General features: G+C 61.9%; 16 protein-coding genes. 11 read left to right on the top strand and 5 right to left on the bottom strand.

The features are described from left to right. Positions 1 to 31: 31 nt before the first annotated feature. Positions 32 to 184, bottom strand: coding sequence for a hypothetical protein (locus LPB73_RS06760; RefSeq protein ID WP_170849538.1), 153 nt, complete (start codon positions 182 to 184; stop codon positions 32 to 34). Between the two features lie 304 nt (positions 185 to 488). Here LPB73_RS06760 and LPB73_RS06755 point away from each other — a divergent pair, with 304 nt between their 5' ends. From LPB73_RS06755 to LPB73_RS06730, 6 genes are all read left to right on the top strand, one after another. Further along, a complete protein-coding gene (locus LPB73_RS06755; protein ID WP_089264995.1) occupies positions 489 to 1,406 on the top strand; it encodes an ABC transporter permease subunit in 918 nt (305 codons plus the stop codon). A gap of 10 nt (positions 1,407 to 1,416) precedes the next feature. Further along, positions 1,417 to 2,739 (top strand): high-affinity branched-chain amino acid ABC transporter permease LivM, encoded by a 1,323-nt coding sequence (livM, locus tag LPB73_RS06750; RefSeq protein ID WP_305801701.1) that lies wholly within the window; start codon positions 1,417 to 1,419, stop codon positions 2,737 to 2,739. Then, on the top strand, positions 2,736 to 3,566 hold the full coding sequence (locus LPB73_RS06745; protein WP_231080062.1) for an ABC transporter ATP-binding protein: 831 nt from the start codon (positions 2,736 to 2,738) through the stop codon (positions 3,564 to 3,566). The genes livM and LPB73_RS06745 overlap by 4 nt, the downstream gene beginning before the upstream one ends. An 11-nt stretch (positions 3,567 to 3,577) precedes the next feature. Beyond that, entirely contained in the window at positions 3,578 to 4,300 is a 723-nt protein-coding gene (locus LPB73_RS06740; RefSeq protein ID WP_175365835.1) for an ABC transporter ATP-binding protein, read from the top strand. Positions 4,301 to 4,439: 139 nt separating this feature from the next. After that, complete coding sequence (locus tag LPB73_RS06735) at positions 4,440 to 5,549, top strand: branched-chain amino acid ABC transporter substrate-binding protein (RefSeq protein WP_089264999.1); 1,110 nt, start codon at positions 4,440 to 4,442, stop codon at positions 5,547 to 5,549. A 305-nt stretch (positions 5,550 to 5,854) separates the two neighbouring features. Further along, positions 5,855 to 6,970, top strand: a complete 1,116-nt coding sequence (locus LPB73_RS06730; RefSeq protein ID WP_093756457.1) for a branched-chain amino acid ABC transporter substrate-binding protein — start codon at positions 5,855 to 5,857, stop codon at positions 6,968 to 6,970. 263 nt (positions 6,971 to 7,233) lie between these two features. On the opposite strand, the gene LPB73_RS06725 is transcribed toward LPB73_RS06730, so the two are convergent. Continuing rightward, positions 7,234 to 7,968 carry a cytochrome c biogenesis CcdA family protein gene (locus LPB73_RS06725; RefSeq protein ID WP_231080061.1) on the bottom strand — a complete coding sequence of 245 codons (735 nt, stop codon included), beginning with the start codon at positions 7,966 to 7,968 and terminating at the stop codon, positions 7,234 to 7,236. A 138-nt stretch (positions 7,969 to 8,106) separates the two neighbouring features. Between LPB73_RS06725 and LPB73_RS06720 the strand changes: the two genes are divergently transcribed. Beyond that, complete coding sequence (locus LPB73_RS06720) at positions 8,107 to 9,099, top strand: P1 family peptidase (RefSeq protein WP_231080060.1); 993 nt, start codon at positions 8,107 to 8,109, stop codon at positions 9,097 to 9,099. 66 nt (positions 9,100 to 9,165) lie between these two features. Beyond that, on the top strand, positions 9,166 to 9,417 hold the full coding sequence (locus tag LPB73_RS06715) for a KTSC domain-containing protein (protein WP_231080059.1): 252 nt from the start codon (positions 9,166 to 9,168) through the stop codon (positions 9,415 to 9,417). Here LPB73_RS06715 and LPB73_RS06710 read toward each other — a convergent pair. Next, on the bottom strand, positions 9,382 to 10,131 hold the full coding sequence (locus LPB73_RS06710) for an EF-hand domain-containing protein (RefSeq protein WP_231080058.1): 750 nt from the start codon (positions 10,129 to 10,131) through the stop codon (positions 9,382 to 9,384). The two genes, LPB73_RS06715 and LPB73_RS06710, sit on opposite strands and share 36 nt — an antisense overlap. A 278-nt stretch (positions 10,132 to 10,409) precedes the next feature. Between LPB73_RS06710 and rpe the strand changes: the two genes are divergently transcribed. Continuing rightward, positions 10,410 to 11,111, top strand: a complete 702-nt coding sequence (rpe, locus tag LPB73_RS06705; RefSeq protein WP_231080057.1) for a ribulose-phosphate 3-epimerase — start codon at positions 10,410 to 10,412, stop codon at positions 11,109 to 11,111. Between the two features lie 541 nt (positions 11,112 to 11,652). Further along, positions 11,653 to 12,441, top strand: a complete 789-nt coding sequence (locus LPB73_RS06700; RefSeq protein WP_231080056.1) for a DUF2259 domain-containing protein — start codon at positions 11,653 to 11,655, stop codon at positions 12,439 to 12,441. A gap of 267 nt (positions 12,442 to 12,708) precedes the next feature. On the opposite strand, the gene LPB73_RS06695 is transcribed toward LPB73_RS06700, so the two are convergent. Further along, on the bottom strand, positions 12,709 to 13,218 hold the full coding sequence (locus tag LPB73_RS06695; RefSeq protein WP_120292740.1) for a hypothetical protein: 510 nt from the start codon (positions 13,216 to 13,218) through the stop codon (positions 12,709 to 12,711). Positions 13,219 to 13,225: 7 nt separating this feature from the next. Beyond that, positions 13,226 to 14,092, bottom strand: coding sequence for a hypothetical protein (locus LPB73_RS06690; RefSeq protein ID WP_158596866.1), 867 nt, complete (start codon positions 14,090 to 14,092; stop codon positions 13,226 to 13,228). Positions 14,093 to 14,303: 211 nt separating this feature from the next. On the opposite strand from LPB73_RS06690, the gene purB reads away from it, so the two are divergent. Next, a complete protein-coding gene (purB, locus tag LPB73_RS06685) occupies positions 14,304 to 15,614 on the top strand; it encodes an adenylosuccinate lyase (RefSeq protein WP_231080055.1) in 1,311 nt (436 codons plus the stop codon). Positions 15,615 to 15,621: the final 7 nt, after the last annotated feature.

Genomic DNA, 15,621 nt, shown 5'->3' with positions numbered 1-15,621 from the left:
CCCAAATCTCGATTGATGTCTGCCTGACGGCCTATCTCTGGCCCTGCCGGCCCGGGTCCTGCTCGTGGTCGGGCTTCATTCCACCGCCCTGCTGCTGACCGGGCTTCTGGCCCTGCTGCCCGGGGTTCTGGCTCTGCTGGCCTGGCTTCTGCTGACCGGGCTTTTGCTGGTTCTGATTGGACATTCTTCAATCTCCTGTGTTGAACCATTCAACGCCCGACAACGTGCAGCCCCGATCTTCGTTTCGGTTCCCGCGTGATGATTGCAAGGCCGTTGCACGGCGCAACTGTGACATCGGAACAGCCGCAAATAAGGCGGGGATTTGTGTGCGCTGCGGCGCAAGTGAACGGACGCCAATCGCCGCGAAAAACAGCATGTACAGGCTACTTTAGCCGCACCGGCCCCTGTTGCCGCCTCCAATGGCCGCTGTTAGAAAACGATACAACGACGCCGGATCATGGTGGCGCCTCACTCGAATTCGGCAGCGCATGGATTATTTCGCCCAGCAACTGATCAACGGACTCGTGCTCGGCTCCATCTATGGCCTGATCGCGATCGGCTACACGATGGTCTACGGCATCGTCGGCATGATCAATTTCGCCCATGGCGATATCTTCATGATCGGCGGCTTCATCGCGCTGATCACTTTTCTCATCCTGGTGTCGATCGGCCTTACCGCGGTGCCGGTGATCTTGCTGCTGGTGCTTCTGGTCTCGATGGCAATCACCTCGCTCTATGGCTGGACCATCGAGCGCATCGCCTATCGTCCCCTGCGCCACTCCTTCCGCCTTGCGCCTATGCTGTCGGCGATCGGCATGTCTTTCGTGCTGACCAATTTCTCGCAGGTCGCACAGGGCGCCCGCGTCAAGCCGGTGCCGCCGATCATCACCGGCGGCTACACGCTGCACGAAGGTGCCGACGGTTTCGCCGTACGCTTGTCCAACATCCAGATCATCGTCGTCATCACCACCATCGTGCTGCTGGCGCTGTTCACCTGGCTGGTCGCGCGCACGCGCCTCGGCCGCGACATGCGCGCCTGCGAGCAGGACCAGACCATGGCGTCACTGCTCGGCGTCGATGTGGACCGCACCATCTCCATGACCTTCGTGATCGGCGCAGCCTTGGCTGCGGTCGCGGGCATGATGTACCTGCTCTATTACGGCCTGGTCGATTTTTTCATGGGCTTCGTCGCCGGCATCAAGGCGTTCACCGCCGCCGTACTTGGCGGCATCGGCTCGCTGCCTGGCGCCATGCTCGGCGGCTTGCTGATCGGCCTGATCGAGACATTGTGGGCCGCCTACTTCTCGACCGAATACAAAGACGTCGCCGCCTTTTCGATTCTGATCGTGGTGCTGATCTTCCTGCCGACCGGCCTGCTCGGCCGTCCCGAAGTCGAAAAAGTCTGACGGGATCCAAGTGGCAGCAAACGCATCACAAGCTAAAACTGCCCGCGGGCCGGACGCCGCATTCATCCTCAAGAAGGCCGTGATCTCCGCGCTGGTGGCGCTGGTGCTGTTCTCGCTGATGATCGGCATCCGCACCGAGGCCGGCTCCGACGGGCAACTGACCTGGTGGACCCGCTTCGGCGATCTCGCCGCGATGGTCGCCGTGGTGTTCGGCGGCAGTATCGTGATGGAGTTGCTGCGCCGCTGGTGGGGACCGGTGGACACCGTGCGCGTCGTGCCGCCATCGGCGCAGAAAGTATTTTCCTTCGCCGGCCGTGCGCTGGTGCCGGCGCTGTTGATCTTCACCTTTCTCGTCCCGGTGATCTTCTACGACGAGCGTTACATCCTCGATCTCGGAATTCTCGTGCTGACCTACGTGATGCTTGGCTGGGGTCTGAATGTGGTGGTCGGCCTCGCCGGTCTTCTCGATCTCGGCTATGTCGCGTTCTATGCCGTCGGCGCCTATTCCTACGCGCTGCTGGCCACCAATTTCGGCCTGTCGTTCTGGATCTGCCTGCCACTCGCCGGTATCCTCGCGGCGTTCTTCGGTGTGCTGCTCGGCTTTCCAGTCCTGCGGCTGCGCGGCGACTACCTCGCCATCGTTACACTGGCCTTTGGCGAGATCATCCGCCTCGTCATCATCAACTGGCAGACTCTCACCGGTGGTCCCAACGGCATCTCCGGCATTCCGCGTCCAACCATGTTCGGCATTCCGCTGACGCCGGGCGATGACGGCCTCGCTGACCGCCTTGGCATCGAGTTCTCGCCGACCCACCGCATCGTCTTCCTGTTCTATCTGATCCTCGCGCTCGCACTGCTCACCAACTGGGTCACCATCCGCCTGCGCCGCCTACCCATTGGCCGGGCCTGGGAGGCGCTGCGCGAAGACGAAGTCGCCTGCCGCGCGCTCGGCATCAATACGACGACGACGAAGCTCACCGCCTTCGCCACCGGCGCCATGTTCGGCGGCTTCGCCGGCGCGTTCTTTGCGACCCGTCAGGGTTTCATCAGCCCGGAATCCTTCACCTTCCACGAATCCGCACTGGTACTGGCCATCGTCGTGCTCGGCGGCATGGGCTCACAACTCGGCGTCGCCCTCGCAGCGCTCGCGATGATCGGCGGCTTCGAACTGTTCAGAGGCCTTGAGCAATTCCGCATGCTGGTGTTCGGCGGCGCCATGGTGCTGCTAATGATCTGGCGCCCGCGCGGCCTGATCGGCCACCGCGCGCCAACCGTCTTTCTCGAACGCAACACGGTGATCTCGTCCGACCTCGTCAAAGAGGGGCACGGATGAACATCAACGACATTCTCAGCGTTGAAAATCTGACGATGCGCTTCGGTGGCATCGTCGCCGTCAACGATCTCTCCTTCACCGCCGAGCGTGGCAAGATCACAGCGCTGATCGGCCCCAACGGTGCCGGCAAGACCACCGTCTTCAATTGCATCACCGGCTTCTACAAGCCCACATCCGGCACCATCAAGCTGCGCCACAGCGACGGTGAATGGCGGCTGGAGCGGCTGAACGACTTCCGCATCTCGAAGATCGCCAAGGTCGCGCGCACCTTCCAGAATATCCGGCTGCTTCCCGGCATGACCGCGCTGGAAAACCTGATGGTGGCGCAGCACAACACGCTGATGCGCGCTTCTGGCTTCACTCTTCTCGGCCTGTTCGGCGTGCCCAGCTATCGCGCCGCCGAGAAGGCTGCGATCGACCTGGCGCGCTACTGGCTCGATCAGATCGGCCTGCTGGAGCGCGCTGACGATGCCGCCGGCAACCTGCCTTATGGGGATCAGCGCCGCCTTGAAATCGCGCGTGCGATGTGTACCGAACCTGCACTGCTCTGCCTCGACGAACCCGCCGCCGGCCTCAATGCCCGCGAAAGCGCCGCGCTCAATGAGTTGCTGCTGAAGATCCGCGCCGAGCACGGCACCTCGATCCTGCTCATCGAGCATGACATGTCCGTCGTGATGCAAATCTCCGACCATATCAACGTGCTCGATTACGGCGTGAAGATCGCCGACGGAACGCCGCAGCAGATCCGCGACAATCCCAAAGTCATCGCCGCCTATCTCGGTGCCGACGAGGAAGAAGCTATCGCAGTGATGGAGGGCGAGACGTGAGCGCCGCCCCCATGCTCGCCGTCACTGGCCTGCACGCATCCTATGGCAAGATCGAAGCGCTGAAAGGCGTCGATCTCGACATCAAGCGCGGCGAGATCGTCGCACTGATCGGTGCCAATGGCGCCGGCAAGTCGACACTGATGATGACGATCTTCGGCAAGCCGCGGGCGCGCGCTGGCGCAATCATCTATGACGGCATTGATATCACCGATCTACCGACCCACGAGATCGCGCGCATGCGCATCGCGCAATCACCCGAAGGCCGCCGGATTTTCCCGCGTATGAGCGTGGCGGAAAATCTGCAGATGGGCGCCGACGTCAATGAGAGCACGCCGGCCGAACGCGCTGAAAGCCTCGACAAGGTATTGGCGCTGTTTCCGCGCCTCAAGGAGCGCATGACCCAGCGCGGCGGCACACTGTCCGGCGGCGAGCAGCAGATGCTGGCCATCGGCCGCGCACTGATGAGCCGCCCGCGCCTGCTGTTGCTCGACGAACCCTCGCTGGGTCTGGCACCGCTGATCGCCAAGCAGATTTTCGATGCAATCCGCGTGCTCAACAAGCAGGACGGATTGACGGTGCTGATCGTCGAGCAAAACGCCAATCACGCGCTGCGTCTGGCCCATCGCGGCTATGTCATGGTCAATGGATTGATCACCCTCTCGGGCACCGGCGCCGAATTGCTGAAGGCCCCGGAGATCCGTTCCGCCTATCTCGAAGGCGGCCGACACGGCTGACGGATCGATATCCTTCATCAAATGACGCGCAGCGCGATGCAAACAATCGACACTATTCTGAAGGTAGAATGATGCGCCAATCGCGATTCCGTCACGGCGTCGCGTTTGTCTGCATTCGAACGGAACACGGGGACTTCCTATGAAATTCATCAAACTCATCGGCCTGACGGCGGGTGCTTCGATTGCGCTGGCGTCCGTTGCACTGGCACAGGATATTCCTGTCGCCGTCGCATCATCGATGACCGGCAGCGAATCTGCCTTCGGCCGCCAGTTCAAGAATGGCGCCGAACTCGCCGTCGCCGATATCAACGCCGCCGGCGGCCTGCTGAACAAGAAGCTGGCGCTGCAGGTCGGCGATGACGCCTGCGATCCCAAGCAGGCGCGCTCGATCGCCGAGAAATTCGCCAGCGCGCGCATTCCGTTCGTCGCCGGTCACTATTGTTCGTCGTCGTCGATCCCGGCATCCGAAGCCTATGCCGACGGCAATGTGCTGCAGATCTCGCCGGGCTCGACCAATCCGCTGTTCACCGAACGCAAGCTCGCCAATGTGCTACGCGTCTGCGGCCGCGACGACCAGCAGGGTTTTGTCGCCGGCGAGTACATTGCCAAGAACTACAAGGGCAAGAATATCGCGATCCTGAACGACAAGACGACCTATGGAAAAGGCCTCGCCGACGAGACCAGGAAGGCGCTGAACAAAGCCGGCGTCACCGAGAAGATGTTCGAGAGCTACAACAAGGGTGACAAGGATTTTAATGCTATCGTCTCGCGCCTGAAGCGCGACAATATCGATCTGGTTTACGTGGGCGGCTATCACCAGGAAGCCGGCCTCATCGTGCGCCAGATGCGCGACCAGGGCCTCAAGACGGTGCTGATGGCGGGCGACGCTATCAACGACAAGGAGTTCGCCTCAATCACCGGCCCGGCTGCTGAAGGCACGCTGTTCACCTTCGGCCCCGACCCGCGCAACAAGCCGACCGCCAAGGCGATCGTCGACCGCTTCAAGGCCAAGAACATCGATCCCGAGGGCTACACGCTCTACACCTATGCGGCGTTCCAGGTCTGGTCGCAGGCCGTCGCCAAGGCCGGCACCACCGACACCAAGAAGGTGATGGACACGATCAAGGCCGGCGAATGGGACACCGTCCTCGGCAAGCTGGCCTTCGACGCCAAGGGCGACATCAAGGCGATCGACTACGTCGTCTACAAGTGGGACGCCAAGGGCGACTACGCCGAACTGAAGCAGTAACCCTTGTAGAGCCGCACTTCTCCGCGCGTAGGAGAGGTGCGGCTCGCCTCACGTCATGATGTCGATGCCTGAGCCGATGTGAGGCGCTGCCCACACCAGGGCGGCTTCGGCATCTTTTTTGATCCGCCGGAGCGGGCTCGCACCGCGAAAGCTATTGCGACGACCTGCCGCAGCCGGACTCACGGGCTGGCTGTTTGCGGCCGAAAATTGCCGATGACTCGGCATCAAAATAAGTTGAGAATGATCCTATCGTTCGGGCGGCCGATTGCGTTTGTGGCCGAAAACTCTTTGCGAGGATCATCCCCATGAAACCATTGAATGTAATCGGCCTAGCCTTTGCCGCGTCGCTGCTCTCAACCGCAGCTTTTGCGCAGGACATCAACGTCGCGGTCGCCGGCCCGATGACGGGCGGCGAATCGGCCTTCGGCCGCCAGATGAAGAACGGCGCCGACCAGGCTGTGGCCGACCTCAATGCCGCTGGCGGCGTGCTCGGCAAGAAGCTGGCGCTGCAGGTCGGTGACGATTCCTGCGATCCCAAACAGGCCCGCTCGATCGCCGAGAAGTTCGCAAGCTCCAAGGTGCCGTTCGTCGCCGGCCATTTCTGCTCGTCGTCGTCGATCCCGGCGTCCGAAGCCTATGCCGACGGCAACGTGCTGCAGATCACGCCGGCTTCGACCAACCCACTGTTCACCGAACGCAAGCTCGCCAATGTGCTGCGCGTCTGCGGCCGTGACGACCAGCAGGGCCTCGTTGCCGCCGACTACATTGCCAAGAACTTCAAGGGCAAGAACGTCGCGATCCTCAACGACAAGACCACTTACGGCAAGGGTCTCGCCGACGAGACCAAGAAAGCGCTCAACAAGGCCGGCTTCACCGAAAAGATGTTCGAGAGCTACAACAAGGGCGACAAGGACTTCAACTCGATCGTCTCGCGCCTGAAGCGCGACAATATCGACCTGGTTTATGTGGGCGGCTATCATCAGGAGGCTGGCCTCATCCTGCGCCAGATGCGCGACCAGGGCCTCAAGACCATATTGATGGCCGGCGACGCCATGAACGACAAGGAATTCGCCTCCATCACCGGCCCCGCGGCAGAAGGCACGCTGTTCACCTTCGGCCCCGACCCGCGCAACAAGCCGACCGCGAAGGCGATCGTCGAGAAGTTCAAGGCCAAGAACATCGATCCGGAAGGCTACACGCTCTACACCTATGCGGCGTTCCAGGTCTGGTCGCAGGCCGTTGCCAAGGCCGGCTCCACCGACACCAAGAAGGTGATGGATGTGATCAAGGCCGGCGAATGGGACACCGTACTCGGCAAGATGGCGTTCGACGCCAAGGGCGATATCAAGGCGATCGACTACGTCGTCTATAAGTGGGACGCCAAGGGCAACTACACCCAGATCGACGCGAAGGGAACCTGAGGCGACGCCGCGAGCGCTTCCCTTAACCTCTCCCCGCTCTTTGCGGGGAGAGGTCGGGCGGCGAAGCTGACCGGGTGAGGGGCATGGTATGCACCTGCCCCATCTCGGACTATCGGATCGAATATTGTCCGGGCGGGTTGCTAACTTTGTTGATCTGCCGACCCGATAGATATCGGTTATGTCTTCTCCAGCGTGAGGCCCCTCATCCGGCGCTGCGCGCCGACCTCTCCCCGCAAGTGCGGGGCGAGGTTAAGAGGGAGCCCTCACCCGAAATTCTGCAGCGCGGGAAACGTCTCAAGCAGCCAGATGCTGGCATTCGACACGGCGCCGGTGAGAAACGCGATGCCGGTGATCACCATCAACACGCCCATGGCGCGCTCGACGTGGACGAGATGCTTCTTCATGCGCGCGAACATGCTGGAGAATTGCTCCACCATGAAGGCCGCGATCAGGAACGGGATGCCGAGGCCGAGGGAATAAACCGCGAGCAATCCCGCGCCCTTGGTCACCGTTGCTTCTGCCGCCGCCACCGACAGGATCGCCGCAAGAATAGGTCCGATGCACGGCGTCCAGCCAAACGCGAAAGCCAGACCCATCACATAGGCGCCCCACAGGCCGACCGGCCTGGGCATGCTCAGGCGTCCCTCGCGCATCAGCAGCCCGATGCGCGTGAGCCCGAGGAAATGCAGGCCCATCAGGATGATCAGGATGCCGGCAACGATTGACAGTTCCGCCGCATAGGAGCGGACTACGCTGCCGACCAGGCTGGCGCTGGCGCCGAGCGCCACGAACACCGTGGAGAAGCCCAGCACGAACACGGCCGCCGAGATCATCACCGCGCGCCTGGAGGCCGCCTCCTGCTCGTCATTGGCGACGTGCTCGATGGTCGCGCCGGTGAGATAGATGAGATAGGGCGGCACCAGCGGCAGCACGCAGGGCGACAGGAACGAGACAATGCCGGCAATCAATGCGGCGGGGATCGTGACATCGGAGATCATGCGGCTAGATGCACTGCTGACATGACGGGATGCAAGCGGGATGGATCAAATGCCCGCCACTTCCGGCTGTTGTGATCACGCGTGATCGGTTGACCGGGCAGCCTTGCTGCGGTCTGGTCGGGCCAAGAGGGAACCGCCATGAAGAACCTGCTCACCGATATCCCCGGCGTTCGCGTCGGCCACGCCGACGACGCCCAACTGGCCTCCGGCGTCACCGCCATCCTGTTCGACAGGCCGGCCGTGGCCTCCGTCGACATCCGCGGCGGCGGACCGGGCACGCGCGAGAGTGCTCTGCTCGATCCTGTGAACACCGTAGACGCCATCCACGGCCTCGCGCTGGCCGGCGGCTCGGCCTTCGGCCTCGAAGCCGGCGGCGGCGTACAGGCCTGGCTCGCCGAACAGGGCCGCGGCTACCAGATCGGCAATGCCGTTATCCCCATCGTGCCAGGCGCTATCCTGTTCGACCTGCTCAATGGCGGCGACAAGGCCTGGGGCCGCTTTCCGCCCTATCGCGATCTCGGCTATGCCGCCGCGGCAGCAACCAGCGATGACTTCAAGCTCGGCAGCGTCGGCGCAGGGCTCGGCGCCACGACAGTCAACTACAAAGGCGGCCTCGGCTCGGCCTCCGCCGTCACGCCATCGGGCGTGCGCGTCGCCGCGCTCGCGGCAGTCAATGCGGTCGGCAGTATCACGATCGGCGATGGCCCACACTTCTGGGCAGCGCCATTTGAAGTCGGCAATGAGTTCGGCGGACACGGCATGCCGAACAAGTTGAAGCCCAAGGTGCTGGCGATGCGTATCAAGGGCGGACCGGCGGCAACCTCGATTGAGAATACGACACTTGCCGTCGTTGTTACCGATGCGATCCTGACCAAGGCGCAGGCCCGGCGTCTCGCCATGATGGCGCAGACCGGATTCGCGCGCGCAATCTATCCGGTGCATGCGCCGCTCGATGGCGACATCGTGTTTGCGGCCGCGACGGGCGAGAAGCCGATCGATCCGCTGGTCGGTTTGACGGAGCTCGGCATGGTCGCGGGTAATGTGATCGCCCGCGCCATCGCGCGCGGCGTGTATGAAGCGACAGCACTGCCGTTTCCGGGCGCGCTTCCAGCGTTTCGCGACCGGAACTAGGTCTTCGCTCCGCAACCAATCGCATCGGTAATCGTTTCTATCCGGGAGACATTTCGGAGAATTGCGATGCCGTCGACTGCGATTCGACATGTCACTTATGATCCGGTGAGCCGCGAACTACGCATCACCTTCACCAGCGGTCGCCGGTATGCTTATGCGCAGGTGCCGCCGGAAGTTCACGCGGCTTTCAGCAGCGCCGCGTCACGCGGCGCGTTCTTCAATCATCGTATTCGTGATCGCTTCGCCTATCGCGAACTGGCGCGTTCGGGATCGGAACGCAGATCAGGCGCTGATCGCCAGCGTCGACTTCGCGTTTGAGATCTGCTGCGCCTGACGCGCGATCATCTTTTCGATCGCGTTATAGGACGAGCTTGCGGTTGATGACGTGGACGACGTGGGGACGGCCGTGGTCGAACTCACCGTCGATCCGTCCGCATAGGCGATAGACGTCGTGGTGCTGCCATCAGCATTCACCGTGGTCGTTGTGGTCGAACCAGCAGTGTCAGAGCCACTACCAGATCCACCGCCCATACCGCCGCCGCCGGCGTGATGTGCCTTGCCGCCATTCAGCGCCGGACTCAGTTCATCGATATTGACCGAGCCGTCACCGTTCTTGTCGAGCTCGGCGAATACCTTGTCGGCATTGGCGGTGTTGGTGCCGCCGGCGCCAAGTTTCTTCTCGAACTCCGCCTTGCTGATGCCGCCGCTGCCGTCGCTGTCGAGCATCCCCATCAGTCTTTTCAGCGAGTCGGCTCGTTTCGCCGAAGAGGCTGCCGTCGCGGGCTGGCTCTGGGCATCGAGCAGCGTGCTCATGGTGCCCGGGGCCAGCTTGTAGGAGCTGTTCGTGCTGCTGGTGGCGGAGGTTGCCGTCGACGACGTGGCGCTCGCCGCCGTCGACGTGCTGGCGACATCGAACGGGCTGGCGGTCTTCTGGGTGACACCGGTCGCGGTGGTCGCGGCCTTCGACTTCGACTTCGTGAGTGCCTGCAGCGCATCGATCGCGGTGGTGGCAGCAGCAAGGGCTGGCAGCATCGTCAAATTCCTGATCATGCCGCAGCGTGCGGCGTGAATTCCCTGGGGAACATGGAGCAAGCCCCATGCCAGCGAAAAAAGTTCGATAAAACAACGGCCTTGGTCGCACGGGCCGCGCGCGTTTCCCGGCAAATCGTGCCCTTGCGGCAGAATGTGCCGGGACTATCCTGCTGCAGCGCGTCGATGGCGCGGCCGTGGCTGGCGCGTTGCCCGTCCCCCTGCCCCATGTTACGCGAGGCGGTCCATTCGTCGTCGCCCAAAAACGTTCAGGAAACCCGATGTCCCAGAGCTTCACGCCCCGCCCGCTGGTAATCGCCCCGTCCATCCTGGCGGCTGATTTCGCGAGGCTTGGCGAAGAGGTCCGCGCCGTGGATACCGCCGGCGCCGACTGGATACATCTCGACGTCATGGACGGCCATTTCGTGCCGAACATTTCCTACGGCCCCGACGTCATCAAGGCGATGCGCCCGCACACGACAAAGATCTTCGACGCGCATCTGATGATCGCACCATGCGATCCCTATCTCGAAGCCTTCGCCAAGGCCGGCTGCGATCACATCACCGTTCATGCCGAGGCGGGCCCGCATCTGCATCGCACGCTGCAGGCGATCCGCAATCTCGGCAAGAAGGCCGGCGTCTCGCTCAATCCCGGCACGCCAATCTCCGCCATCGAATATGTGATCGATCTCGTCGATCTCGTGCTGGTGATGTCGGTCAATCCCGGCTTCGGCGGTCAGGCCTTCATTCCGTCCGCGCTCGGCAAGATCTCGGACCTGCGCGCGATGACCGCGGGCCGTCCGATCGACATCGAAGTTGACGGTGGCGTGTCCGCTGCAGTCGCCGGGCAACTCGCCGCAGCAGGGGCCAATGCCTTCGTCGCCGGCTCGGCCGTGTTCAAGGGCGGCACGGTGGAAAGCTACAAGGCGAATATCGACGGCATCCGCGCGGCGGCCGCGAATGCGCGCGGGGAGATGGTGTAGCGCTCTCCGGATTCAAATATCAAACAGCCACGCTTCCGCAGTCTCGCGGCTCAATGAGCCCGAGTTGTTTGGATAGTCTCCCCTCAAACGATGAGGGGTGGCAGCGCGCCGTGAGGCGCAAGGGGTGGTTTCTGTCGCGATCCACCCCGCCGGAACGCCGGCAAGCTGCAACCGCGCAACGCCTCACGGCGCGCCACCGCGGCGATTTCTGTCCCCGGGACCGTTCTTCCGGGCAAAGGCGCAGAGCTCCGCACTCCGCTGATCCCGACGGTTTCCCGCCGTTCACCAATGCCACGTCCAGCCAGCATGAGTGGCAGACCCCCGTAGTGAGGCCGGACGGTGACCCAAGGCCTCCCGAGTGCGTGAGGGAACGTCTCCCTCCCGCCCGCAGGCGCCGCATCCCTGTTCCACCTCAAGACGCCTCTAGAAGCGCCCCTCGCGAACCGGACAATTCGGATAATAATCCTTAAAGGAATGTTGTCAATACCTGCGAAGACCCATATAGCCATGAACTTCGCGACACGTCGCGCGACCAATCGGGATGACACAGCATTCAATCGCCGGCTTTCGCCGCTTCCTGCTCGCTCCCCTGCTCTCGCTCGCCTTGCTCGGCACGGCGCAGGCCGGGGATGCCGCCGCGCGCAAAGTGATCGGCTTCTCGCCGGACGGCGCGCATTTCGCCTTCGAGCACTATACGCAGCTCTATGATGCGACCGAGATCGTCGCCGAGATCCAGGTGATCGACACGCGCACCGACGACTTTGCGAAGGGCACGCCCTTCTCCATTCGCACCAAAGACGATGACGAGCGCGAAGTGGATGCCGTGCGCGCCGAGTTGATGGCCAGGGCCAAGCCGCTGCTGGGCAAGCTTGGTATCACTGAGCCCGGCACGCGCTTCGCCGGCAAGCCATCGATGGATCTGGACGAGATCGGCATCTATCAGATGGACCCGAAGCCGCTCGCCACCACGCAGGCCATCATCTTGTCCGACGGCCGCAAGCTGGCGTTGACGATCTCCGATCAGGCCCTCGGCAAGGCGTCATGTTACGGCGCCGGCGGCCGCGGCACCTTTGGCAGCGTCATCGTCGCCGGCATGAAGCTGCAACTGAGCATCGACGGCGCCGTACCCGTTACATTGGCGCAGGACAAACAATTGCCGAAGCGCCGGCGCTGCGTCACCGCCTATGGGATCGCCGAGGTCTACCATCACCTGGCCAAGGACGGCACGCAGACGCTTGCGGTGCTCGTGGAGACCGTGGACGCGCATGAATTTCACGCCGGGCCGAACCGGCGGTTCATGGCGGTGACGGCGAAGTTGCCGCTGAAATAGCATTCCTGCTTTGGGATCGCATTGTTTCAGATGCTACGCGAGCATTGCTATCTTGGCGATCGCGCCGACGGCCAGACGCCCCACTCAACAACTGACATCGTGTCTATGGATTCCGGGCCCGCGCAAGAGCGCCCCGGAATGACGGATGAAAGGTCGGCACTTGTATTCTGACTGAGAGAAACAACTTTCCGGAATGACTCGGTCCCGGACAGAACGACCAGGATGGTTCCCGACGCTGCGGATCGCGCAAAGAATGCCGCGGACCGATCAAGGCACCAGTCGGAGCCGCGGCGGCACTACGCTTGCTGACAGTCCAAGTTTCTCGATTTGCTCATCGCGCCAGGTGTCGAGCAGTGGTTGCAATGCTGCGGGGTCGTTTTCCAGCAGATCCAAAACCTGCGTAATCACCGACCGATACCTGTCCTGTCTTTGCGGCTTGTAGTCGGCGAGATCCCGTTCCATGCCGCGAAAGATGTCGGTCGCTTGCTGCAAGTTGCCGAGCAAATAATGCGTCAACCCGAAATCGAGACGAACGGGCATCATGCGGTTGCTCGCCATCCAGGAGATGTAACCAAGAAACTCTCGGGGGCCGTGAAGATTCCTTAGGGGTTCGATATGCGGGTTGATTTTATCGAGCACGATTGACGCAGACTCAGCGTAGGCTTTTCTGTCGACAAGAAATAACCCGGCGTGTTCGCCAGAAATCGTATTACTATAATTGAGCGAGAAATATTCTCCCGGGCGATACAATGGCATAACCACCCGGAAGAGCTTCATCTGATTCTTATGCGGCGTGGTGTCGAGAAAAAAGCCGCGAGCGACGTAGACGCTCGGCTTGATAATCAGATAATTCCCGCACACAACCGTCCCCGTTGCGCGGGGCTGGATCAACTCGAAAATTTTCCGCGATCTGCTCATGCTTTAGCCGTGATCCACGAAAAAAGTTCAATTCAATAACCGGTGTATTTGGCAACGCCCCTGTATGCGCTCTCAGTTCATCGGCCCTTGATGCGCCCAGTACCGCGCCTCCGGTCTTTAAGTCGTAGATCGCGATCACGTCACCGCCTACATCCCTCAAAGCTACGTCGGTTCGTATACTGCCGGCAATGCCATATTCGACGACCTCCTTGAAAAGGAAGCTTTGTTCAACTCCGTCCCCGCCAATCCCGGGATAGTCGGCGGCCCTGACCCTTGTGGCAAACGCGACATGCACCGCAATCCCGTATGCTTGCGGCGTTTGATCGGGGATAAATTCTAGTCCATCCATAACTCGGATTAAATCGGCCGATAGCTTCTCGGTTGTTTCGTCGATAGTCGGGATTCCCGTTCGTGCGGTATCCTGCGTAATCGTGGCCGCTATATTTTGAAGGAAGTCTTCAGTCGTATTACTGCCATTTCCGCCGAGCAATTCCTCGAACCGCGGAACGCTTGCCAGATCTGCGAATGTTGCAGATACCTGATTTTCGCCCGTCTCGTCGACTGACGCACCTCCACTACCATCGGTCCACATGCCAAGGGCGTCCCGCGGCTGACCGGCGTCGAATCCAGCTTTCCGATTGATCAACCTTCGAAACTTCAATTCCAATTTGAGCCCGCACAATTCGTACCTCAGGCGGGCTAGGGTTCCATCGATCTCGTCCAGTTCCTGCATTATTCCCATTGCAACCTCCACCCTTCTTTCCTATGACTATAATCATACAAGATCATAAACCTAGTGTCCAGCCACACTGCGCCGCCCGGGTGCCATGCCGGATGTTTGCGGTATCGTCGGCGGTTTCGCGCCAAGCCCCCTTCTCCGAGGTGGCCTCCCCCGCCCCGATCTGCTAAAGCGCGGCGTAATCCCCCAAACGTCAGAGTGCGCAATGATCCCTCGCTATACCCGTCCGGAAATGGCCTCCATTTGGGAGCCGCAGACCCGCTTCAAGATCTGGTTCGAGATCGAGGCGCATGCCGCCGATGCGCTGGCGGAACTGGGCACCATTCCGAAGGATGCGGCGAAGACGATCTGGGCCAAGGCCAAGGACGCGACCTTCAATGTGGAGCGCATCGACGAGATCGAGCGCGAGACCAAGCATGACGTCATCGCCTTCCTGACCCACCTCGCCGAGATCGTCGGTCCCGAGGCGCGCTTCGTGCATCAGGGCATGACCTCGTCGGATGTGCTCGACACCTGCCTCAACGTGCAGCTCACGCGCTGCGCCGATATCCTGATCGCCGATATCGACCGCCTGCTGGCGGCGCTGAAGACCCGCGCCTTCGAGCACAAGATGACGCCAACCATCGGCCGCTCCCATGGCATCCATGCCGAGCCGGTCACCTTCGGTCTCAAGCTCGCTTATGCCTATGCCGAATTCACCCGTAACCGCGAGCGCCTCGTCGCCGCGCGCAAGGAAGTCGCGACCTGCGCGATCTCTGGCGCCGTCGGCACTTTCGCGCAGATCGATCCGCGCGTCGAAGAGCATGTCGCGAAAGCGATGGGTCTCGTGCCGGAGCCGATCTCTACCCAGGTGATCCCGCGCGACCGCCATGCGATGTTCTTCGCGACGCTCGGCGTCATCGCCTCGTCGATGGAGCGCTTAGCTGTGGAAATCCGCCACATGCAGCGCACCGAGGTGCTGGAAGCCGAGGAGTTCTTCTCCGAGGGCCAGAAGGGCTCGTCGGCGATGCCGCACAAGCGCAACCCGGTGCTGACCGAGAACATCACCGGCCTTGCCCGCATGGTGCGCGCCTATGTGACCCCCGCGCTGGAAAACGTCGTGCTGTGGCACGAGCGCGATATCTCGCACTCTTCCGCCGAGCGCATGTTCGGCCCTGATGCCACCGTGACGCTCGACTTCGCGCTCAACCGCATGGCCAGCGTGATCGAGAAGCTGCTGGTCTATCCCGCCAATATGCAGAAGAACCTCGACCGCCTCGGCGGCCTCGTGCACTCGCAGCGCGTGCTGATCGCGCTGACGCAGAAGGGCGCGTCGCGCGAAGACAGCTACAAGCTGGTGCAGCGCAACGCCATGCCGGTCTGGCGCGGCGAAGGCGACTTCCAGACACTGCTGAAGAACGACCCCGAGGTGAAGAAATATCTCACCGACGACGAGATCTCCGAGAAATTCGACCTCGGCTATCACCTCAAGCATGTGGACACGATCTTCACGCGCGTGTTCGGTACCTCATCCTGAGGAGCGA

It is taken from the genome of Tardiphaga sp. 37S4 (assembly GCF_021044645.1).
GTDB classification, from domain to species: domain Bacteria; phylum Pseudomonadota; class Alphaproteobacteria; order Rhizobiales; family Xanthobacteraceae; genus Tardiphaga; species Tardiphaga robiniae.
This window is presented reverse-complemented; position numbering and strand designations above follow the sequence as displayed.

Coding starts and splice junctions, on each gene's coding strand:
- LPB73_RS06760 (WP_170849538.1), bottom strand. CDS start 184: ATGTCCAATCAGAACCAGCAAAAGCCCGGTCAGCAGAAGCCAGGCCAG.
- LPB73_RS06755 (WP_089264995.1), top strand. CDS start 489: ATGGATTATTTCGCCCAGCAACTGATCAACGGACTCGTGCTCGGCTCC.
- LPB73_RS06745 (WP_231080062.1), top strand. CDS start 2,736: ATGAACATCAACGACATTCTCAGCGTTGAAAATCTGACGATGCGCTTC.
- LPB73_RS06740 (WP_175365835.1), top strand. CDS start 3,578: ATGCTCGCCGTCACTGGCCTGCACGCATCCTATGGCAAGATCGAAGCG.
- LPB73_RS06735 (WP_089264999.1), top strand. CDS start 4,440: ATGAAATTCATCAAACTCATCGGCCTGACGGCGGGTGCTTCGATTGCG.
- LPB73_RS06730 (WP_093756457.1), top strand. CDS start 5,855: ATGAAACCATTGAATGTAATCGGCCTAGCCTTTGCCGCGTCGCTGCTC.
- LPB73_RS06725 (WP_231080061.1), bottom strand. CDS start 7,968: ATGATCTCCGATGTCACGATCCCCGCCGCATTGATTGCCGGCATTGTC.
- LPB73_RS06720 (WP_231080060.1), top strand. CDS start 8,107: ATGAAGAACCTGCTCACCGATATCCCCGGCGTTCGCGTCGGCCACGCC.
- LPB73_RS06715 (WP_231080059.1), top strand. CDS start 9,166: ATGCCGTCGACTGCGATTCGACATGTCACTTATGATCCGGTGAGCCGC.
- LPB73_RS06710 (WP_231080058.1), bottom strand. CDS start 10,131: ATGCTGCCAGCCCTTGCTGCTGCCACCACCGCGATCGATGCGCTGCAG.
- rpe (WP_231080057.1), top strand. CDS start 10,410: ATGTCCCAGAGCTTCACGCCCCGCCCGCTGGTAATCGCCCCGTCCATC.
- LPB73_RS06700 (WP_231080056.1), top strand. CDS start 11,653: ATGACACAGCATTCAATCGCCGGCTTTCGCCGCTTCCTGCTCGCTCCC.
- LPB73_RS06695 (WP_120292740.1), bottom strand. CDS start 13,218: ATGAAGCTCTTCCGGGTGGTTATGCCATTGTATCGCCCGGGAGAATAT.
- LPB73_RS06690 (WP_158596866.1), bottom strand. CDS start 14,092: ATGCAGGAACTGGACGAGATCGATGGAACCCTAGCCCGCCTGAGGTAC.
- purB (WP_231080055.1), top strand. CDS start 14,304: ATGATCCCTCGCTATACCCGTCCGGAAATGGCCTCCATTTGGGAGCCG.